The sequence below is a fragment of the Bradyrhizobium sp. 195 genome (assembly GCF_023101665.1).
Lineage (GTDB): Bacteria > Pseudomonadota > Alphaproteobacteria > Rhizobiales > Xanthobacteraceae > Bradyrhizobium.
On sequence record NZ_CP082161.1, the window covers coordinates 1,425,876 to 1,447,175 of the forward strand.

Annotated in this window: 10 protein-coding genes and 5 pseudogenes; 11 read left to right on the forward strand and 4 right to left on the reverse strand. The window is 58.1% G+C overall.

Going from position 1 to position 21,300, the window contains the following annotated elements; translation table 11 throughout:
* Positions 1-81: 81 nt before the first annotated feature.
* The 8 genes and pseudogenes from IVB26_RS06685 (at position 82) to purU (ending at position 13,098) form a co-directional block, all read left to right on the forward strand.
* Positions 82-1,485, forward strand: a complete 1,404-nt coding sequence (locus tag IVB26_RS06685) for an aspartate aminotransferase family protein (RefSeq protein ID WP_247971054.1) — start codon at positions 82-84, stop codon at positions 1,483-1,485.
* Positions 1,486-1,751: 266 nt separating this feature from the next.
* Positions 1,752-3,194 (forward strand): aldehyde dehydrogenase family protein, encoded by a 1,443-nt coding sequence (locus IVB26_RS06690; protein WP_247971055.1) that lies wholly within the window; start codon positions 1,752-1,754, stop codon positions 3,192-3,194.
* Between the two features lie 147 nt (positions 3,195-3,341).
* Complete coding sequence (locus IVB26_RS06695) at positions 3,342-4,625, forward strand: methylaspartate ammonia-lyase (RefSeq protein WP_247971056.1); 1,284 nt, start codon at positions 3,342-3,344, stop codon at positions 4,623-4,625.
* Positions 4,622-5,758, forward strand: a pseudogene (locus tag IVB26_RS06700) (CaiB/BaiF CoA transferase family protein). Before IVB26_RS06695 ends, IVB26_RS06700 begins: the two are co-directional and overlap by 4 nt.
* 748 nt (positions 5,759-6,506) lie before the next feature.
* Positions 6,507-7,451 carry a bifunctional methylenetetrahydrofolate dehydrogenase/methenyltetrahydrofolate cyclohydrolase FolD gene (folD, locus tag IVB26_RS06705; RefSeq protein WP_247973090.1) on the forward strand — a complete coding sequence of 315 codons (945 nt, stop codon included), beginning with the start codon at positions 6,507-6,509 and terminating at the stop codon, positions 7,449-7,451.
* Between the two features lie 374 nt (positions 7,452-7,825).
* Complete coding sequence (locus IVB26_RS06710; RefSeq protein WP_247971057.1) at positions 7,826-9,061, forward strand: IS701 family transposase; 1,236 nt, start codon at positions 7,826-7,828, stop codon at positions 9,059-9,061.
* Between the two features lie 606 nt (positions 9,062-9,667).
* Positions 9,668-12,178, forward strand: a complete 2,511-nt coding sequence (locus IVB26_RS06715) for a GcvT family protein (protein ID WP_247971058.1) — start codon at positions 9,668-9,670, stop codon at positions 12,176-12,178.
* A gap of 56 nt (positions 12,179-12,234) precedes the next feature.
* On the forward strand, positions 12,235-13,098 hold the full coding sequence (purU, locus tag IVB26_RS06720; RefSeq protein WP_247971059.1) for a formyltetrahydrofolate deformylase: 864 nt from the start codon (positions 12,235-12,237) through the stop codon (positions 13,096-13,098).
* Positions 13,099-13,478: 380 nt separating this feature from the next.
* Here purU and IVB26_RS06725 read toward each other — a convergent pair whose 3' ends face one another.
* Positions 13,479-13,697 (reverse strand): hypothetical protein, encoded by a 219-nt coding sequence (locus IVB26_RS06725; protein WP_247971060.1) that lies wholly within the window; start codon positions 13,695-13,697, stop codon positions 13,479-13,481.
* 340 nt (positions 13,698-14,037) lie between these two features.
* On the opposite strand from IVB26_RS06725, the gene IVB26_RS06730 reads away from it, so the two are divergent.
* The 3 genes and pseudogenes from IVB26_RS06730 to IVB26_RS06740 form a co-directional block, all read left to right on the forward strand.
* On the forward strand, positions 14,038-15,138 hold the full coding sequence (locus IVB26_RS06730; protein ID WP_247971061.1) for a M14 family metallopeptidase: 1,101 nt from the start codon (positions 14,038-14,040) through the stop codon (positions 15,136-15,138).
* 778 nt (positions 15,139-15,916) lie between these two features.
* Positions 15,917-16,860, forward strand: a pseudogene (gene eutB, locus IVB26_RS06735) (hydroxyectoine utilization dehydratase EutB).
* A 163-nt stretch (positions 16,861-17,023) separates the two neighbouring features.
* A pseudogene (locus tag IVB26_RS06740) lies at positions 17,024-17,519 on the forward strand (IS110 family RNA-guided transposase); the annotation flags it as partial.
* Positions 17,520-18,407: 888 nt separating this feature from the next.
* On the opposite strand, the pseudogene IVB26_RS06745 reads toward IVB26_RS06740, so the two are convergent.
* The 3 genes and pseudogenes from IVB26_RS06745 to istB form a co-directional block, all read right to left on the reverse strand.
* Positions 18,408-19,511, reverse strand: a pseudogene (locus IVB26_RS06745) (transposase); the annotation flags it as partial.
* 99 nt (positions 19,512-19,610) lie between these two features.
* A pseudogene (locus IVB26_RS06750) lies at positions 19,611-20,337 on the reverse strand (IS481 family transposase); the annotation flags it as partial.
* Between the two features lie 240 nt (positions 20,338-20,577).
* Entirely contained in the window at positions 20,578-21,297 is a 720-nt protein-coding gene (gene istB, locus IVB26_RS06755; RefSeq protein WP_247971062.1) for an IS21-like element helper ATPase IstB, read from the reverse strand.
* Positions 21,298-21,300: the final 3 nt, after the last annotated feature.

Below are 21,300 nucleotides of genomic sequence, written 5' to 3' on the forward strand. Positions count from 1 at the left end.
ACTTCGAAGTGCGGTCTCGACGCACTTCTTGAGTCCGAACGGCTGCTTTGCGAACCCTGAAGCGTGAGAGAGTGGTGTACAATGACCATCAACATCAAAGAGATTAGCAAAAAGGACAAGAACAGCGTCCTGCATCCTTTCACGCAGCTTAAGGATTATGCGACCGGCGGGCTTGGCGAGCCCACGATTGTCGAAACTGGTAAGGGCATCCGAATTCAGGACGCTCATGGTAACCAGCTTATCGATGGTTTTGCTGGAATGTATTGCGTCAATATTGGTTATGGGCGTACCGAAGTCGCTGATGCGATCTCGCGCCAGGCCTACCGTCTCGCATACTACCACTCTTATGCGGCTCATACGACCGATGAGCTGGCGATCCTATCTGATCGCCTCGTCAAGATGGCGCCGGGAAAGATGAGTAAGGTATTCTACGGCATGTCCGGCTCGGACGCGAACGAAACGCAGGCAAAGCTCGTCTGGTATTATAACAATCTGAGGGGCAAGCCGAACAAGAAGAGGATCATATCGCGCGAGCGGGGCTACCACGGCTGCAGCGTGGTGTCTGGCTCGATGACGGGCATGAGCTTTTACCACGACCAAATGGATCTTCCGCTGTCGCAGATTGTGCACACCGGTGCTCCCCACCACTATTGGGGTGCGACTCCGGGGGAGACCGAGCGGGAATTCTCTGCGCGTCGCGCGGCTGAACTGAACCAGCTCATCGAACGTCTGGGCCCGGACACCGTCGGCGCCTTCATTGCCGAACCTGTGCTCGGAACGGGTGGCATTACACCGCCTCCGGAAGGGTATTGGCAGGCGATCCAGGCCGTTCTCAAGAAGTATGACGTTCTGCTGATTGCCGACGAAGTGGTGACTGGCTTTGGCCGGACCGGCTGTATGTTTGGATCGCAGCACTACGGAATCGAGCCCGACTTGATTACCGCCGCGAAGGGCCTCACTTCCGCTTACTTTCCGCTATCCGCCGCAATCGTGGGGGAGAAGGTATACAAGGTGTTGGAAGACGGTGCTGATAAGGTCGGTGCGTTTTCACACGGGTACACATATTCCGGTCATCCGATCGGCGCCGCCACGGCAAATGCCGTTCTCGACATCGTTGAAAAAGAGAACCTTCCCGGCAATGCCCGCGAAGTTGGCGGCTATTTCCAGGCTCTACTCAAAGAGAAGTTCGCACAATTGCCGATCGTCGGTGAGGTGCGCGGGGTCGGCCTGATGGGTGCGATCGAGTTCGTTGCTGACCGTGACAAGAAGAAGCGATTTGATCCTTCCCTCAAGGTTGGCGCTCGTGTCTCCAAAGCGGCGCGCGATCGGGGTCTAATTGCCCGCCCCATGCCGCACGGGGACATTCTCGGTTTCGCTCCGCCGCTCGTGATCACCAAGGCTGAGATAGATGAGATTGTTTCGATCACCCAAAGCGCGGTCCGATCAGTGATGGACGAGCTCATCCGCAGCGGTGAGAAGATCTAGAATTCAGCGTATTCAGTCGGCATTCCAACGGCGCGGATTTTGCGAGAAAGTCTGCGCATATCGTCGAAGTATCATTCACGTAGACGTATGAGATGATAGCGGCGGCCGCTTTGGCGGGACATTGATTGATAACAGCAATGTCTCGCTGGAAGGCGGATGAGCGGGTTGGCGGCAGGGTGTCGGGACGGTATCCGCCGGCCCGAGCGGCCTGGTATGGGGACTCCCCAAGCGAATAAGAAAAGCAACAGCATAACGGCGATTTACGGATGACCGAAATCACGAAGTACCAACTCTTTGTCAATGGGGCGTGGCGCGCGGGCGGTAGTGGCACTGACCTCCCTCTGATCAACCCGGCTACTGAGCAGGAGTGCGGGCGCGTGGCCGTTGCTTCGGCGTCGGATCTGGATGATGCTTTGACGTCTGCACAGCGTAGTCTCCTGCCATGGTCCAACACTTCGGCTGCTAGCCGGGGAAAGCTTCTTGTTCGTGCTGCGCGAATTTTGAAGGAGAAGATCGAAGCCGCGGCGGCCGCCCTTTCCAGGGAGCAGGGCAAGACCCTCGCCGAGGCGCGGGGCGAGTACTCGCGCGCAATCGAAATGCTCGAGTGGAATGCTACCCACGCCGCTAAGTTCTCGGCTCCGCTTCCGATTGACGAAAAAAGAGTGCTCGTACCGGAAGCGATTGGTGTGGTTGCCGCGTTCACACCTTGGAACTATCCAGCTGTCCTCAACGCCCGGAAGCTTGCCGCTGCTATCGCAGCCGGGTGTCCGGTAATCCTAAAAGCGGCAGAAGAAACTCCAAGTGCTGGCGCTTACATGGTCGAGGCTTTGCACGAGGCTGGGATTCCGCCCGGCGTCGTAAGCCTGGTGTTCGGAGATCCGCCAATGATCTCCGAGTACCTACTCCGGTCGCCCATTGTTCGGGCTTTGTCATTCACTGGCTCTACGCCGGTGGGTAAGCAGCTCGCTAAGATTGCCGCAAGCAATCTGCAGCGATGCGTTCTGGAGCTGGGTGGCCACTCGCCCGTCGTTGTCTTTGAAGATACAGACATCGCAAAAGCCGCTTCTGCAATATCTGACTACAAGTTTGAATGCGCAGGTCAAAGCTGCAACGCTCCCAGCCGAATCCTGGTAGCGCGACCTGTCTACGAGGCGTTTCTGGCGCGGCTTGTTCGGGCCGCGCAAAGGATCAGGATTGGAAGGCCTGATGATTCTGAGACTGATATGGGACCAATGGCGAATACGAGGCGTATTGCAGCCATGGAGCGTCTGACCAAGGATGCTGTCAATCGCGGCGCAAGGGTTGAAACCGGGGGTAAACGCATCGATCGACCGGGATTTTATTGGATGCCGACAATTCTGAGCAACGTCCATCCTGAATCAGAGGTGCTTCGCGAAGAGCCGTTCGGACCCATCTTGACGGTTGCTCCGTTCACTACGATTGACCAGGCGATTGCGGAGGCGAACGCGACTGAGTATGGCCTTGCATCCTATTTCTTTACTGAATCCTCTGAGATTCAGAAGCGAATGATTCTTAGCCTTTCTGCGGGAGCCATCAGCATCAATCACCTAAAGGGCGTCTCTTCGGATGCGCCAAACGCTGGAATCAAACAAAGCGGTTATGGTTATGAGGGTGGTTTGGAAGGTTTGAGGGCCTTTCAGAGTCTAAAGCTCGTAAATGCAACGACACCTGTGGTTCTCGGATCGTAGGCTCACCTGCCTAAGTCAAGGCAGGCGCTTGAACGTTTGCCTTTTTGATGTTGCGCAACACGCAACGCCGAGGGCACATCGTTCGGGGCCCGCCGGGCCACGGAAAAGGCGGGACATTTGCGAAACAAGGGTAGATTGAGCGCTTAGATGAGAACTTCTCCCACAGTAAGAGATGTTATTCTGGCTCCGGGCAACGGCAGTTTCTTTTATGACGATCAAGCTGCCATACGAGCAGGCGTCGCTCATGACGGCTTTCGTTATCTAGGGACCCCGCTGACGCCTGGTTTCACGACCATCCGCATGCCGTCGCGTTCGTTGAGCATTGGCCTCATCCTGTCAGACGATGTGATCGTCTGGGGTGACATGATGAGCGTGCAATATTCAGGTGCGGGCGGTCGTGATCCAATTTTTCAAATTGACGAAATCCAAACACTCACCGGATCCGTGGTGATTCCGCGCCTTCTAACTGCCGACGTTTCTGGTTTCCTCGCTGCTTGCGAATTTGTCCTTGCATACCATGAGGGCAGGCGGCTGCCGCTTGCCATCGAATATGGCGTGAGCCAAGCCTTGCTTCGTGCTGCTGCGCATATTGCCCGGACCACGCTTGCCGAAGTGATCTCCTCGGAATATCGCTTGCCCCTTCCAGAGAAAACAGTGCCGCTTTACGCACAGAGCGGGGATTCGCGCGAAATCAACGTCGATAAGATGATCCTAAAGGCTGTGGACGTTCTTCCACATGGATTGATCAACTCGCGTGAAAAGTTCGGCGCTTCCGGCGGGACGTTTCGCGAGTTCGTCAAATGGGTCGCCAAACGCACAAGGGAAATCGGAGAGCCCGGGTACCATCCCGTCCTGCATTTTGACGTTTACGGTTGGATTGGGTTCGAGATGGGTATGGAGCCGCAAAAAATAGCCGATTTCATTTCGCGGGTTGCGGACGACGTGCCGGGTTACCGGCTTCATATCGAATGCCCGGCAGACTTTGGATCAACGGAGGCTCAGCTCGAGGAGTATGCCAAGATCGTTACTCTTCTCGACAGGCGTGGCACGGAAGCCCGGGTGGTTGTCGACGAACAATGCAATACGCTTGACGATATCCGGCGCTTCGCCAAAGCAAAAGCCGCTCATCTCGTCCAGATCAAAATGCCTGACGTCGGATCAATCGCCGACTCGGCCAACGCCGTGTTGGTGTGCAAGGAAAATGGGGTCGGAGCGTATCTTGGTGGAAGCTGCACCGAAACTGATTTGTCGGCTAGGGCGGCGGTCAATGTTGCAGTGGCTACTCAGGCTGACATGATCCTCGCAAAACCTGGGATGGGGGTCGATGAGGCTATCTCCATCGTCGGAAATGAGCAGAGCAGATTACTTTCGATTCTCAACTACCGCCGTTCACAGAATTTCCTTCAGACGGTCAGTGCGACATCGGCATGAGAAAAGGGCTCGAAGGTATTGCCGTCGAGCAGGCGGTAGCAGCTCGTTATGCTTCCTCTCGCCTTGCCGATGCTGGGGCGCGTGTCATCAAGGTAGAACGGCCTGAGGGCGACTTCGCGCGAAACTATGACACACTCGTCCAAGGTCAGAGTGCGTATTTCGTTTGGCTCAACCGCGGCAAGGAAGCCATCTGCCTCGACCTGACCATCGAGGAAGACCGTGCAGTTCTCGATGCGATGGTTGCTAAAGCAGACGTTTTCCTTCAGAATCTGAAGCCAGACAGCATTAGCAAGCTCGATTTCGACTCCGCTGATTTGCGCGAGCGCTTTCCTCGGTTGATAACCTGCGACTTCTCTGGATTCGGCGACGGCGGCGCGCTGTCGCATTTGAAGGCATATGACCTGATCGTGCAGGCCGAAGCCGGACTTGGAGCGATCACCGGGACAGCCCATAGCGCAGCACGGTCGGCGTTTCTGTATGCGATGTTTCAGCTGGTATGACTGCTCTCAACGCCATCTTGCAGGACGAGAGCGCACGAGGGAAGGAACGGGTATTCAGGTATCGCTTTTTGACGCTATTGCGGGCTGGATGAACGTTCCCGTGCTTCAGTTCGATTACGGCGGCTATCACACTTCAAGAGCGGGCGTAAACCACCCATCTATAGCGCCGTATGGTGCATACCGCTGTGCGGATGGCAGAGAGATTATCTTCTCCGTGCAGAACGATCGCGAATGGGTCAATTTCTGCACAAAAATCCTCAAGCGCCCGGAACTGATTCGTCGGCCCCTCTTTGCTGACAACATGGAGCGAATCCGCAACAGGGCTGCTGTGGATGAAACGTATCCCATCGATTTGGGCAACTGTCGAGCAACGAGGTGATGAGCGAGCTGGAAGCCGCCGGACTTGCGTATGGACGTCTCAATCAAATTAAGGACGTATCCAAGCATTCACATCTGCGACGAATACCGGTGTCGACTCCGGCGGGCGATATTCACGTCATTCCGCCAGGCGCCATTTTTGACGGGGAAATGACTCCGGTTTTGCGACCTGTTCCCACTCGCGGAGCTCATTCTGAAACGTTGCGCAAGGAGTTTGGGAATTCCTGGGGGGAGGGCTTGTTAGCCATTCGATGAGAATTTCGGGGTCAAGTGAATGGACAGCTTTCAACTTCTCGGCCATTTGGACAGAGAGTTGCTGCAGCAGGGAAGCGACTTTCCTGTACGACACATCATCTCATCAAGTTCGAAAGAATTTCGAGGATATGATTTTAAGCTGCCCACTTTCCCGACCCCTCGGAAGGGGATCGCATGCAACGCACCTATCAAGTGTATGGTGTTGCGCCGAGGAGCGGCCGGTAGCATCCGTCCCTTGCACTAGGGGCCTCTCCGGGAAAGAGTGTTACTCTGCTGTGGACCAGGCAAGAAGGGCCACGGACATCTCCATGCGAATGCTGCACCCATAAGCCCGACAAGTACGATTCCGTCCAGGAACGTCGCCTAAGGCGCCGGATTTGATCGTCAACGCGCCACTCATTGCACTAATCAAGATTGAAATGGCGCTACAAATCTCGCCGGAGCACTCCGATGAGTGTGCGGCTTTGCCGGGGTGTGTAGGCCAAGGTCCAGCTCCTCCATCCGGCGACCTTACTGTAATCGCCGCGCCAGCTTCGCGTGCGGGCGCACGTTTGGGGGACGAGAAAATATGGGGACGTCGATGTAGTGCCATACGCGGGCACTCGTTCTGAAGTCCTGTGAATGCGACATGTCGTAGCTGACGAGGATATTTCGAACTACAATTACTGGCCCGGCGGTCATGTACCCACAAATCGTGCAGTTCTTTTCTCGTCAACCTACCTCGGCGGGACGTCCTCAGGAATCAATGATGAATGCAATCCGAATCGACGGAAAGGCCATGGCGGAGGCCCTTCGGGGTCGTATCGCGAGCGATGTGAGATTGCTCCAAAACAAATGCAGGGTCACCCCGGGCTTGGCTGTGGTGTTACTGGGCAAGGATCCGGCCAGCTCGGTCTACGTAAAGACCAAGGCGAGACAAGCGCGGGCTGTGGGATTCAACTCTCGGCAATACCTTATGCCGAGCAATGTCGGTGAAGCCGAACTGCTAGAATTAATTGAGGAGCTTAACGCCGACGATTCCATCGATGGTATTCTCGTTCAGCTTCCGTTGCCGGCCCACATCGACCGTTGGCGCGTACTGGAGGCAATTGATCCAGCCAAAGACGTAGACGGCTTCCACCCCTACAATGTTGGAAGATTGGCAGCCGGTCGACCTGCTCTCGCTCCCTGCACCCCGCTTGCGGTGGTTCATCTCATCAAGACCGTCGCAAGAGACTTGAACGGGCTTGACGTCGTCGTGATTGGTCGTTCGAATATCGTCGGAAAACCTCTTGCCGTTCTACTGGGCGATGCAGGATGCACCGTGACAGGTGCGCAGCTTCAGACGCGGAACCTGCCTGATCTATGTCGGAAGGCGGACATCGTCGTAGCTGCTGCCGGTTGCGCAGGGTTGGTCCGGGGCGATTGGCTTAAGCCAGGAGGGATTGTCGTCGACGTCGGCATCAATCGTGTGATCGACTCAACTGGAACTGCCAAGCTTGTCGGAGACGTAGCTTTTGCCGAAGCGAGCGATCGCGCGAGCTACATAACCCCGGTACCTGGCGGGGTCGGACCAATGACGGTCGCTTACTTGCTCGCGAACACAGTATATGCAGCAGTTCTGCGACGAGGTTTGTCGCTGGTGACGACTCCCGAAACACCCGATATTTCGCGACCCAGCCTCGTAGGCAAGAACTTGCAGAGCAAAGGGTGACTTAGAAAGGATCTGGGCGTCGCCGCAGTTTAAGTGGCGGTGCATTCGTTGTGTTAGCGGTGCAGCGGTGAAGCGAGGTGGCGTGCCAGTGAGGCTGCCCAATACCGACGCGTTCCTTTCGAAGCCAAAATCCAAAACCTGCCCAGACGTATGAATCGCCACCGTCGTAGGAATGCGTCGCACCGAGAGTGTGCTAAAAAACCAAAGACCATATAGCAGCGCTAGCGTAGTATAATCAGCTTGCGGCCGCCGTCTCGCGCCAGGCATTTTGCCTTGTCGGCCCCATTCATCTAGAGCTCAAGTGCCCTCCCGTTGCTTGCTCCCGCTAGCATTACAGTTGCTTTGTTTGCGAGCTTCTGAATCCATGGGCAACCATGATTCGAATGTCGTGGACGCGGGCCGCGTCGGTTGAGGAGACGCTTGCGTTGTGGGCGGCGTCGCTTCGAGAGGTCAAGCAGCGGATACGTCCGTTGTTCACGCAAGAGCGTGTGGCGACGAATGCAGGCCTGTTCCTGGAAGGTCTGCTCGGAGATGAGCAGCGCAAGACCGGTTGGATGGGCGCGGAGGCGGCTGGCGATCCCGGCCCATGGCGGCAGCAGGCGATCCTGGGTCGCGGGGATTGGGACGCTGAGGCCCTGCGCGACGTCGTCCGGGACTATGTCATCGAGCACTTGGCGGATGACGATGCGGTGCTGGTGATCGACGAGACCGGCTTTCTCAAGCAGGGTAAGGCCTCGTGCGGAGTGGCGCGGCAATACACTGGTTCGGCAGGGAAGATCACGAACTGCCAGATCGGCGTCTTCGCTACCTACGTTTCGCGTCATGGTCATGCGTTCATCGATCGCGCGTTGTATCTTCCGAAGGAATGGACCGACGATCCAGATCGTCTGGAAGACGCATACGTGCCTGCCGATGTCGGCTTTGCGACCAAACCAAAGCTTGCGACGAGAATGATCGCACGTGCGATAGCCGCGTCTGTACCATTCAAGTGGGTTGCCGGTGACACCGTCTACGGTGTTGGCGATATCGAACAGCAGCTACGGCGGGCAGGCAAAGGCTATGTGCTCGGGGTCAGCAGCTCTCATGTCTTCCGATCCTGGGGCAAGCGACCGCCGGTCGCCGGCAAGGCCGAAGACATCGCCCGGACGCGGCGCCCGTCCGACTGGAAGCGCTTGTCGGCGGGAGCCGAAACCAAAGGACCGAGGCTGCATGACTGGTGTTATCTCGAACTGGCCGATCTCGAGGTCGAGCAGTTCAACAGCGCAAATGATGGTTTATGGACGCGCGGTCTGCTGATCCGTCGCCATATCGCCGATGGCGATCTCGCCTTCTTCACCACCTGGTGCCCAGCGGGAACATCAATTGAAACGCTGGTCGCGGTCGAAGGCCATCGATGGGCGATCGAGGACAGCTTTGAAACCGCGAAAAACGAGTTCGGACTCGATCACAACGAGAGCAGGTCCTGGCATGGCTGGCATCGCCACGTGTCCCTGGTGATGCTCGCCTTCGCCATGATGGCGGAGATCCGCCATCGCGCCAATCCGCCACCGCCTAAAAAAACCAAACCTCGCCCCCCGGCAAAAGCCAAAGCACACCCACGCCGCCGCTGATCCGTTGGTCAATCCAGGAAATCCGCCGCATCGCCATCAGGCTTGCTCGAAAGCGGATCCAACCCGCGCATGTCATTGCATGGTCATTCTGGCGCAGAGCTCACCAGGCTGCCGCTCAGCGCGCGCATCTCAAAGCAAAACGGCAACTGTAATGGTAGTCCAAAGCTGGCGCGATAAAAGCTTCACGGTTTGACGGTTAGGCGCAGAATTTCTGCTTCGTGCATGCCTACAATAATTAAATTCAATTTCTCGGGTCCAATAGTATTTGCGCGAGAGATGGAGCTCCACGGCTGACTAGCATCACCGAAACAAGGCGCGAGTGAGGAGATCGAACGTTGCATACTTCGGTACACCACAGGCGCTTCATGGTACCTGACCTGCTGGCACGCGGCATCAATCACGAACAGCAATTATCCCCGAGGGGCTCCACGTCCCGCCAACGGCCCATCACATGTGCCGCGGAAGTGGCGTGCCGGCCGAGCAGCAGGCGACGCGTCGTGGGACAAGCTCCAGACGTTTAACGGCTGCTGGATGCAGCAATAGATATGCGCTGAACTTGGACCACGTCCAAGTTCACTTAAGTTCTCCTATTTTTTGAGTTGCCGAATGCAAAGCAAGCTGACCACCCAAGCGGAATACGTAATCGTCGGTGGTGGTATCATTGGTCTCTCCATCGCCTATCACCTTACGCGGCTCGGGCACCGCGACGTTCTGCTGCTCGAACGCGACCAGCTCACCTGCGGTACGACCTGGCATGCGGCGGGGTTGGTCACCCAGCTGCGCGCTACCGAAAACATGGCGAAGCTGGCTCAATACACGGCCGATTTGTTTAAGCAACTCGAGAAGCTGACCGGCCAACCTACTGGCTTTCGACAGAGTGGCTCGATTACCATTGCCGCCACTCTCGAGCGGCTCGAGGAGCTGAAGCGAGGCGCGTCAATGGGGCGCTCCTTTGGCCTCGATGTCGAGATGATCAGCGCTGCTGAAGCCAAGAGACGTGTGCCCTTGCTCGACGTGACTGACGTAATTGGCGCAGCGTGGATCCCTTCCGACGGTATGACGAGTCCGGTTGACACGGCGCAGGCGTTCGCGGCTGGCGCACGCCAGGGCGGAGCAAAAATCCTAGAGCGCACGCCGGTGACGCGTATTGTGGTCGAAAAAGGGCGAATTTCCGGCATCGAGACCGCTGATGGCGTTGTACGTACCGAAAAGGCTGTCATCTGCACGGGCATGTGGACGCGGGCGCTGGCTGCCGAGCTCAACTGGACAGTGCCGCTGCAGGCGGCAGAGCACTTCTATGTCGTCACAGAGGCAATTGCGGGCTTGCCAACTGATCTCCCGACGATTCGCGACATGGATGCAGGCTTCTACGCGAAGCCAGACGCGGGCAAGTTGCTGGTTGGTTTCTTCGAGTACAACAACGGCAAGCCGTGGGGGATGGATGGAATTCCGCGCGATTTCAGTTTCGATTCGCTGCCTGACGACTTTGAACACATCGAACCCTACCTCGTGAATGCCATGCGTCGCATGCCGGCGCTGGGAAACGTGGGTCTACAACTCAACTTTAACGGCCCAGAGAGCTTCACGCCGGACAATCGATTCTTGCTAGGGCCAGCATCCGACATCGCAGGCCTCTATGTGGCTGCAGGATTCAACTCCTGTGGTATCGAGTCTTCCGGTGGCGCTGGCAAAGTGATGGCCGAATGGATGTCGACGGGCGTCCCCGACAGTGACTATTGGGAAATGGACGTGCGACGCGCCATGCCATTCCAGCGCAATCGCAGATATTTGCGCGATCGAACGGTCGAATCGGTTGGTAATCTCTGGGGCCTGCATTGGCCTCACAAGTCACCCGAGACGGCGCGCAACGTCCGTGTGTCGCCGCTCCACGATCGTCTTGCTGCCGCCGGCGCAAATTTCGGCGAGGCTGCTGGTTGGGAGAGAGCACAATGGTTTGGCAGGCCTGGCGCGCCGACGAGCGCCCATGCCACATTTGGTCGCGACAATTGGTTTAAGGCGAACGCTGCCGAGCATGAGGCGGTTCGTTCCGGGGTCGCGCTGTTTGATCAGACGTCCTTCACGCATCTATTGGTCCATGGCCGTGATGCGCTCGCCTTGCTTCAACGCCTCTCCACCAACGACGTTGACGTTCCGGCGGGCCGTATCGTGTATACGCCGTGGCTAAACGACCGAGGGGGCATGGAGTCCGACGTCACCATCGCGCGTTTGGGTGATCAGGAGTTTCTGGTGGTCACAGCGGCCGTGCAACGCATCCGGGACATCGCATGGCTGCGCATGCATGCCAAGAGTGCGGGCCACGCACTCGTTGCCGACGTATCGTCGGGCTACGCTTGTTTGTCCGTCATGGGGCCGCGGTCGCGCGAGCTGCTTGGGCGCGTGAGCCCGGCGGATTTCTCCGATGCTGCATTTCCCTTCGCGACATTCCGAGAAATCGAGATTGGGTATGGCATGGCGCTTGCGTTCCGCATGACGTTCGTCGGGGAGCTCGGATGGGAGTTGCACATTCCGACCGAACAGGCGCTAGGCATCTACGATGCGCTCATGGCCGCAGGGCGTGATCTCAATGTGCACCACGCGGGCTATGTGGCACTGAACACGTTGCGTCTCGAGGCGGGTTACCGCGACTGGGGCGTGGACGTGAGCGATGAAGACACACCGATCGAATCCGGACTGGGATTCACGATCGCCTGGAATAAGGGTGAGGATTTCATCGGGCGGGCGATTCTGGAATCACAACGCGCGCAGATCCCGCGCCGTCGTCTGATTCAATTGGCCGCACCCCACGCGGTCCCGCTTATGTTCGGAACGGAGCCGGTCTGGCGCAACGGATCCCTCGTGGGCTACCTGCGCTCCGCAGGCTTTGGCCACACGTTGGGTTGCGGTGTCGGCATGGGATATCTGCGCTGCGAAAGCGGGGTGAGCTCTGAATGGCTATCTCAAGGAAGTTTTGAGATCGAGATCGCGAGCGAAAAGCACGTCGCTATCGCATCCCTTCGTCCCTTCTACGATTCAAAGCGCACTCGAGTGAAGGGCGAACTGCGGCAGGTCGCAGATATTATTGCCCCGGAACTGCTCAGCGCACGATCTAAGCGGTGACTGCAGTTTCGCTTGGTTCAACGCAGTTTCCGTGCGACCGTCGGGGGTGGGCTGCCATGTCTGACCGTTCTATGATTCTCGTCTTGTCATGCCCTGATCGTCCGGGCATCGTATCGGCCGTCTCGAGCCGTCTCTTCGAAGCTGGTTGCAATATCCTTGACGCTCAGCAGTTCGACGACACCGAGACCGGCAACTTTTTCATGCGCGTTGTTTTCGATCGTCCCGAGCAGGCTAAGTCAGAAGCGGAAATCGCTGCATCGATTGAGGAGCTCGCTGAAAGGCTCTCAATGACGTTCACGCTGCGGCAGAGCTCCAGCACGAAACGTGTGATGCTGCTGGTTTCTAGATTCGATCATTGCCTGGCTGATTTGCTGTATCGCTGGCGCATCGGCGAATTGCCGATGGAGGTGACGGCAATCGTTTCGAACCACGGCCGCGAGCATCTGGCCTGTACCGATCTCGGCGGGCTCCCGTTCTACCATTTGCCAGTCACCAAGCAGACCAAAATGGAGCAGGAAGCACGAATTTGGCAGCTCGTGCACGAGACCAACACGGATCTTGTTGTCCTTGCGCGATACATGCAAGTTCTGTCGGACGGCTTCGCCGCCAAGTTGTCGGGGCGGTGCATAAATATTCACCACTCATTTCTGCCTGGCTTCAAGGGCGCAAAGCCCTATCACCAAGCCCATGAGCGAGGAGTCAAGTTGATTGGTGCGACAGCGCACTATGTGACCTCTGATCTCGACGAGGGGCCGATCATTGAGCAGGATGTCGAGCGGATTTCGCATCGCGACACGCCGAACGATCTCGTACGAAAAGGCCGCGACATCGAACGCCGCGTACTCGCCCACGCCGTGCGCCATCACCTCGAGGACCGGGTACTGCTGAATGGTAGGAAGACGGTCGTCTTCACAGGTTGACCAGAAGTCCGCGCTGCCAATTTGATTTGCTCGCACGGCGTTACGAAGAAGAATGCGGGGACATCCACCAAGGCTGACAGAGATTCGGACAATCCATGGTATCGCCAGGGGGCCGCCGCGGAATACGCCGTTCCGCCACTGCTCTGACAAACCGCCCTTTGCTCAAAGAGGTGCCTCGACTGGTCTCAATACACCTCGGGTTCGCCGCCGCTTTAACTCACATATGCAGCTGATCTTGATCTCCCGCGCATCTTGAACGCAAGCCCGTAAAACGCTAAAAAAACGACCTCGCCAGCCATCATCGAAGTTGGCATCCACGTAGTTCCAAAGCCCACATCTTCCTGCTCGCGTTCCCACTCCTGGTGCAGGAAGCCATCGCCTCACCAAATCGCCGCGTAATTTCGGCTCTGCGAGGTTCTAAAATAAGGAACCTCGGTCAAGGACAGGGCAGTCTTCAGTTGTGGCAGCCAGATGCAGACGCGCAACGCCCGATGCGGTGCCGCCCGGGCTGGTTCAGCGGCAAAAAGCTTGCGCATCTTCTCCGTGCGCGGTTCAAGACTGGCGCTTTCCTTTGATGTGATAACTTCGACTGCGGCCATGACACAATTACGGTGCACGCGTAGTAGTGAATTTCGTTCGCAACCGCGGTTTATCGCGGAAAAGCTGCGCCTCAAGTGGCGAGTTCGGAGAAAAAGGACGAGGTCCGCGTATAAGCTCGTTGCGCAAGGTCGCGCGCAATGGTCGACGTACGGTTTTGCCGAAGATGGTCACAATCGGAAGTGTCGGCCCCAACATGATCGGTCCAAGCGCTCTTGGTGATGCGCGGGCGCCGGTGCGCGTGGCTAGAGCGGTGGGGCCTTGATCATTTGCGGCCGGTCGATCAATGATCAACAGCTTCCTAATTAAACCTGAATTGCCGGCCGCAGTGGGACCATCGAAATGAACTTCGACATCGCCAAGCAGTGCGTGCCCATTTTCTTCTCCGACGGCTATCATGAGGCACGTAAGAAATTTCTCGTAGTTGCGCCGGCGTCACGAGCTTATAGAAGCAGCTCAAAAGGGCCTTCCGGCGACGATCTCTTTACCGATGTCGCTTATTTCGGCCCTGCACCGGCCAAGCAGCTCCTGGTCCTGATTTCTGGCACACATGGTGTGGAAGGCTATTGCGGCTCTGCGGCGCAGCTTCTGTTCTTGCACGCCAAATTCCACGAAGTGCTGCCACCTTCTACAGCGGTGCTCATTGTCCATGCGCTCAATTGCTACGGATTTGCTTGGGACCGCCGCGTGACAGCGGAGGGCGTCGACCTCAACCGCAATTTTGTCGACTTTGCCGAACCGCTTCCTCAAAACACTGGATATGAGGAGTTGGCTGAACATTTCGTTCCTGCTGAAATTTCGGAGGAACGTGTTCGCCGCGCGGAGGCTGCACTGGCGGCTTACCAGAAAACGCACGGCGAGCTCGCCTTCCGGATAGCCCTATCGAGTGGGCAATACACCCGGCCGGGTGGCATGTTCTATGGTGGAACTGCGCCAACGGAAACGAGACGAACGCTCGAGCAGATCGTGGCTGACTTTGGCGTCGCAACCCGCGAGCATGTCCTCATCCTTGATTACCACACCGGGCTAGGTCCTTACGGGTATGGCGAGCTGCAATGCGAGCTCTCGTCGGGGCGGGAGGGCTATGAGCGCGCAGCCAAAATGTTTGGCGCTTCGGTGACTTCGCCGGTACTAGGGACTTCCTCGGCGGTTTCCATTCCTGGCACTCAAGATGCGTATTGGCATCGAGTTCTGGGCGACCGCCACACATATGTTGGCCCGGAGTTTGGTACCTACCAGCCCCCAAGGGGGCGGCTCGTCCTGCGCAAAGACCTTTGGTTGTTCATGCATCAGCCCAAGTCGGTCGACTCCGAGCTTGGGCGCCAGATTCGTCAAGCCGTCAAATGGCATTTCTATCCGCAGGCGCCAGATTGGAAGGAGATGGTGCTTTGGAGATCACACCAAGTGCATAGACAGGCGTTAGACGCCTTAGCCTCGATCTGACCCTCCATTGGAGCATCTCGTGCGGGTGCGCTCCACGTCTGCTCGCCCCGGAACGGATTGCAACGACGCACTGCAGAGTCTTGCCATGGTTCAAGCTGGGGAAATGCGCCTGTCGGCGAAGCCCCAGGTGCCGTTCGAAGCTCTCGATTGGCACCGGGCGCTCGACAGATAGCGATGCCAGGCGGACCTATTTGAACTCAGGGAGAGAGAGAATCAGCGCGTTGACTCCGGCGGCAGCGGGAAGCATGCTTTATGAGTATCCTGACAGTCACTCTGCCAATGCGCTGTGCTGCGAGACGATCTTTCAACGCGATGCACTGCTAGAGCAGGTGCGCGCCGGCTCGTGAAGTAGATCATGAGGCAGCTTCAGTGTTGTTAGAAGAGAGCGGAAGCAGGCACAGGGAGGTGCGACCGTAAGCCGTATCGCAGCGCGTGGACCGAGGATTGGTCCTCTCATCTGCCGTGCACGAGGTATTTGTCGACATCCGGCTGTCCATTGTTGCTGAGAGAGGTATCTCGCTTCCACAGATGCTGCCGAGGAGCGCGTTGGCTGTGCATTGCTGAATGCTGGCTGATGGGTGCCCGGTTGGGAATGATTTACTTAAAAATGAACTTCTGCTCCTTTTTCGAATAGATCGCCCGAATCCTGCGCGGGTTGGCCAGGTTTGATGACTTGTAGCCCACTTGGGGTGATGCTTGAAAAAAGACCCACAGATTGGTGACAGGGAAGAGAGCGGCCATGATCAGTCTAAATGCATTTTGAGATGCACGTAGACGCATTGCGAGCCACGTTCTTTCGACGCCGCTTGTACCTTCGCGTACGCTATCGAATTTGTGCGGCGAACCCGTAAGCTTGAAACTTTGAGCATCATCAGACAACCGGCAATTTTTAAACTGCGAGGCGCGACAAATAAAATGCTTCAACTCTCTGGGACTGAAAGAGCGCGGGGGAGTTGTCACTGTCCCCACCGGTAATCATGGCCGCGGTCTTGCTTACGCGGCTCGGGCAACAGAATCTCGCGCGACAATCTGCATTTCGCGGCTTGTACCCGAGAACAAGGTGTCGGAGATCCGGGGCCTGGGCGGGGAGGTGCGGATTGTGGGACAGTCGCAAGATGAGGCGCAGGAGGAGGCAGAACGCTTAGCTGCCGAGGAAGGGCTCGTTATGATTTTGCCCTTCGATGATCCCGAGATTATCGCTGGCCAAGGAACAGTAGGTCTCGAAGTGGTTGAGGCGATGCCCAATGTTGCGCGGTTGTTGTGCCGCTCTCCGGTGGAGGGTTGGCGGCTGGTGTCGCGGCCGCGGTGAAGGGGCTGCGACCAAGTGCGAAAATCATCGGGGTCACGATGGAGCGCGGCGCCGCTATGAAGGCCAGCCTCGATGCTGGCCGCCCAGTCCAGGTCAAGGAATTTCCAAGCCTTGCCGACTCGCTGGGCGGCGGCATCGGACTCCACAATAAGTTGAGGTTTTCGATGTGCCAAGCTCTTCTCGATGACGTTGTGCTTCTCAGCGAAAGCGAGGCCGGTATTCGACATGCCTACGAGCAAGAACGCGAAGTTGTGGAGGGTGCCGGTGCTGTCGGCATTGCGGACTTACTCGCGGGCAAGATCCCAGACCTGCCGGGCCCAGCGGCGCTCATTCTTTCCGGCCGCAATATCGATATGGGACTGCATCGCCGCGTTGTAAACGGGGAAAACGATCCCTTCAGGGAGTTCAACTGATGGCAGCGCGAACTTAGGAAAATCGTTCCGCTCGATATCGAAGCCATGCAATGGTTGAGAGCGCGTTCCATTCGCTTGCAACTGATGGGGTGGATCGCCCCCTCTCGCGCCATCGAGTGCCATAATGGTGGTCGTCGAAGATCACCAGTAATGGGAGCCATCCATGGGCAATATTACAGCAATCGGTCTTGATTTGGCAAAGAAGGTTTTCCAGGTGCATGAGGTCGATGAGGCGGGCAGCGTAATCATGCGCAAGCAACTGCGACGAGGCCAAGTTCTCGCTTTCTTTGCAGGGCTTCCGTCGTGCCTCGTCGGGCTGGAAGCCTGCGCGACGGCGCATCATTGGGCGCGCGAGTTAACTGCGCTCGGCCATGTGCCACGACTCATGCCGCCTGCTTATGTAAAAGCCTATGTCAGGCGCAACAAGAACGACGTGGCCGATGCCGAGGCGATCTGCGAGGCAGTTAGACGTCCATCGATGCGCTTCGTGCCGATAAAAACGACGGAGCAACAATCGGCCCTCGTGATACATCGGGCTCGCGATTTGCTGATCCGTCAGCGCACCATGCCAGTTAATGCTCTGCGTGGGGCACTTGGCCGAGTTCGGACTTATTGAGGCGCAGGGGCTGCATAAAGTGGCGAAACTGATGGCAATTGTCCTGGATGAGGAGGCAGGCGTATATCGGATATTGCCCGCCAGGCTTCCGCATGGTGGTGGCTTGGGGGCGCTGGTGCCGTTCGCGAAGGAGCGGCTGTCGGTCGATGACGGCGCGCTAGATTTTCTGCCGCCCTGCCTCGGCATGGGCGCGGTTGCCGCGATGCTTTTGGCCGGCCTGTTGAATGCGTGCTACGGCAGTAAATCGGTCAACCTGATCGCTGGGTTCAGCTTTGCACCCATCCTGCGTTGGTGGTGATTGCCGGTGCGCTCATGAGTAAGGCTCATCATGTTGCTTGTCATCGCGCGCTCCGGCGTCCACCGGTCGCTACAGTCGGCCAACGACAACGAGCTTGCCTGATGCGACGCCTCGACGAGCTGTTCACTGCCTAGGCTCGCGGAAGGCTGAGAGAGTTCAGGTCAATCGCAAGCACGTGCAGGGCTTGATGCGCAAGATGGGCATCGAAGCGCTGGGACCGAAGCCGAGCGCGAGGAAGCCGAGCCACAAGATCTATCCTTATCTGTTGCGCAGCATGATAATTGATCGGCCGAACCAGTTGTGTCACGTATCCGCCCATCGACCGCGGCTTTCTCTATCTCGTGTATCTCCAGTACAATGGATAACTTGTTCTGCCTCGCTCCGCTCTACGACGCTCCGGCACGGTATATGGTAGGTCGAAGATCTTCAACACCGACCAAGGCAACCAAATTCAGCGGTTCGGCCTTCTGCCGCGTTGGCCGCGAACCCTGTGGACAGCTCTGACGCGTTGACCACATACCCACAGTAACAGCAGCAGACAGGATCTCTGGCAACATGATAGAAAGTGATCAGGAGCGGCCAGTTTCCAACGTGCAACGTTCGCCGCGAAACCAATCCAGATATTGGATGGCGTGCCATACCGGCATCCCGCCAGCGTTTGGCGTTGCGGGTGACGCGGCGAAAGGTGCCCATCATGTTCTCGACGATGTTGGTACCGGCGAGCGATCGACGAAGCTCCTTCGGCAGCTTCAATCGGACGACAGTCAGGATATCGTCGAGCCTTCGAAAACGCTGGCCGTTACGCCGGGCCATTCCAGCTCGAGTCGACGCGCGAGATTGCGGATTTCAGCCTTGTCGGCGTCATCGCCCTCCCGCCTGGTCCAGCACCCGACGGATCGCCGCATGATGCTCCTTCGGTAGGTGTTTCATGATTTGCGCGTCTTGCGGATCTGGCAGCGCTGGATCGCAGCGGCCCGAACCGAAGGTGCGGCGGATCGCCCTCGACAGCGCGTTCGGTCCTTCGGCGAACAGTCTGGCATCATCGGATCGAACCCGCCCGCGACCAAGTTGCCAGCAGGGCCTGAACCGTTGCAGCATTCTCGGTCGCCCCTTTCACCAGGGCGAGCGGATGCTTGTTGCCTTTGCCATAAACCCCGATCGCGGCGACCGGCACGAGATCGTCGCGGAGATGCAGCCCATCGATTTGGACCACCAGAAGGTCGAGCGAGGACAAGTCGGCAGCCATGAAGTCGGGCAGCCGCGCCGCCGACAACGCTACGAACCTCCGCGAGCCCGCCGGCTTCGAACCTCCGATCCGGGCGGTGGCGATATGTCACCCTCGGGCAGCCGGACAGCGCAGCCGAACCGGCGCGTCGACACATTGATCAGCATTAGGCTCATCGCCCAGCGACCGAGCCAATCCTCCTCCGTCGCCGTTCCCCAACTCGGGATCGTGACCTCGCGCGACCGTCCACGCCCGGACCGGCGGGCGCTCAACCTCGATCTTGCCGCGGTCGAGGCCGATCCGTCCCCGCGTTGGCCTCAACGGTGCGCCCGCCACGCCGCGTCGCGACCGTGGCGCGGCCCGCAGGCCGCCGTGACATCCGCCTCCATCATCGTGCCGAGCGCCTCGATCTATGCTGCAAGGCAGAACCGATCGAAGACCCGCACTTCTGCAAACGCTTCGTCCACAGCCCCAGTCTCCGGCGAACTACCCGGTGTGATATCTCTCGTCATGGTAATGCTCTCCTTGGAGGAACCAGCACCCTGAGCATACCGTCAAGGTGGGCAACGCCGACATCTTCGGGGAGTTCAACAGAACTCGGGACATCCCCCAAGTTGTGCCTCGAGCTCTTCGTGTCCATCGTAATGGTAGCGTCGGACGGTCGCATTCCTTGATCGTGCGGTTCATGCGCTCGAGCTGACCATTAGTCCAGGGACGTTCGATGCCATGCTCTTGGCAGCGTCACGCATCTTGCCATCGGGCCGTCCGCATAGCGCGGCGGGAAAGTGAACTGGATGCCGTTGTCGGTGAGAAGCGTGCGGATCCTTAGGGGCCCCCCGCGATCAGAGCTTCGAGGGAAGGCCACGAGGAAAAGGTCCTTCCCGTCTGCCTGATCCCGTTTACGAAGGCGAACTTGCTGGTGCCGTCAATAGTGACGTAGATGTAGGGCTTGCGTTCACCGATCTGGAGCTTAGCGATATCGATGTGGAGATAACCGATCGGATTAGCCTTGAACATTCTCTTCGGAGGCTTGCTGCCTTTCGACCTCCGGCAATCGGCTGATGCCGTAGCGCTGGAGACACCCATGCAGGGATAATCGCGTCAGATGCGGAATGGTCGATTGGAGCGCATATAGAGGTAATCGTCGCAGCGGCAGGAGCGTATGACGGCCGCAAAGCAATGATGATCGCCTCCTCCTCGATGAAATAGGCCTATCGGGAGATCGGCGACAGTCTCGCACTCCCTCCACTTCACGACGGTCTTTTTGGTTGATCTCATGGCCCTAACAAGCGCTCTCAGGCTCTCTCGACTATTTTGTGCGGATTCCGACGAAGTCGCCCGGGTGTACCGATTTGAAGTCGCCCGGGGATTCCGAGACGATGTCGCCCACCTCTCCGATCTGATCTCGCCCGGGGGCGAGGCATTCTGGCCGGTTGGTTCTCTGGCATCGGTCAAGCCGCGTGGTCAATCTGGAATCGCGGCTTGAATCTGTTTTTTCTTCTGCTGCGGTTGCTGTGGGCATGTGGGCAACGCCTTGGCGTTGTCCAAGCGAAGCGGCATGTCCACGGCGCCACGGGCTCAGGCCTTTCGGGCGGATTGCCGGGTTCGGCGCAAGCTTTCGCCAGAGAGATCGAGCCGATGGGCGTTGTGGACGAGGCGATCGAGGACGGCGTCGGCATGCGCGTGCCACTGGTCGACCGTTAGTTGACTGGTAACGAGGGTGGAGCGGCGGCCGTAGCGATCCTCCAGGATCTCCAGGAGGTCGTGGCGGGCGCCGGCATCGACCAGGCCCCAGTCGTCGAGGATGAGCAGATCGACGCGGCCGAGCGCGCGCAGCAGGCGCGGGTGGCGGCCATCGCCGCGGGCGAGCGCCAGATCGTCGAACAGACGCGGGATGCGCTGGTAAAGGACAGAGCGATTGTCGCGGCAGGCCTTTTGGCCGAGCGCCGAGGCAATCCAGCTCTTGCCGACGCCGGCCGGACCGCAGATCAGCAGGTTGGCGTGGTCGTCGATCCAGCGGCCCTCGACGAGGCTGGCGAATAGCGCGCGATCGAGACCGCGCGGGGTGCGGTAGTCGACGTCCTCGACACAAGCCTGCTGGCGCAGCTTGGCGTGACGCAGGCGGGTGGCGAGCCGCTTGTCGTGACGCAGCGAGACTTCGCGTTCGAGCAGAAGCGCGAGCCATTCGGCGTGACCGAGACTCGCGGCCTCGCCAGTGGCCTCGATGTCGACAAAAGCTTTGGCCATGCCGTGGAGGCCGAGCGCGTTGAGCCGGTCGAAGGTCGGATGGGTGAGCAAGGG

Bases quoted from the DNA above. Each gene is read 5' to 3' on its own strand.
- IVB26_RS06685 (WP_247971054.1), top strand. From the start codon at position 82: ATGACCATCAACATCAAAGAGATTAGCAAAAAGGACAAGAACAGCGTC.
- IVB26_RS06690 (WP_247971055.1), top strand. From the start codon at position 1,752: ATGACCGAAATCACGAAGTACCAACTCTTTGTCAATGGGGCGTGGCGC.
- IVB26_RS06695 (WP_247971056.1), top strand. From the start codon at position 3,342: ATGAGAACTTCTCCCACAGTAAGAGATGTTATTCTGGCTCCGGGCAAC.
- folD (WP_247973090.1), top strand. From the start codon at position 6,507: ATGAATGCAATCCGAATCGACGGAAAGGCCATGGCGGAGGCCCTTCGG.
- IVB26_RS06710 (WP_247971057.1), top strand. From the start codon at position 7,826: ATGATTCGAATGTCGTGGACGCGGGCCGCGTCGGTTGAGGAGACGCTT.
- IVB26_RS06715 (WP_247971058.1), top strand. From the start codon at position 9,668: ATGCAAAGCAAGCTGACCACCCAAGCGGAATACGTAATCGTCGGTGGT.
- purU (WP_247971059.1), top strand. From the start codon at position 12,235: ATGTCTGACCGTTCTATGATTCTCGTCTTGTCATGCCCTGATCGTCCG.
- IVB26_RS06725 (WP_247971060.1), bottom strand. From the start codon at position 13,697: ATGGCCGCAGTCGAAGTTATCACATCAAAGGAAAGCGCCAGTCTTGAA.
- IVB26_RS06730 (WP_247971061.1), top strand. From the start codon at position 14,038: ATGAACTTCGACATCGCCAAGCAGTGCGTGCCCATTTTCTTCTCCGAC.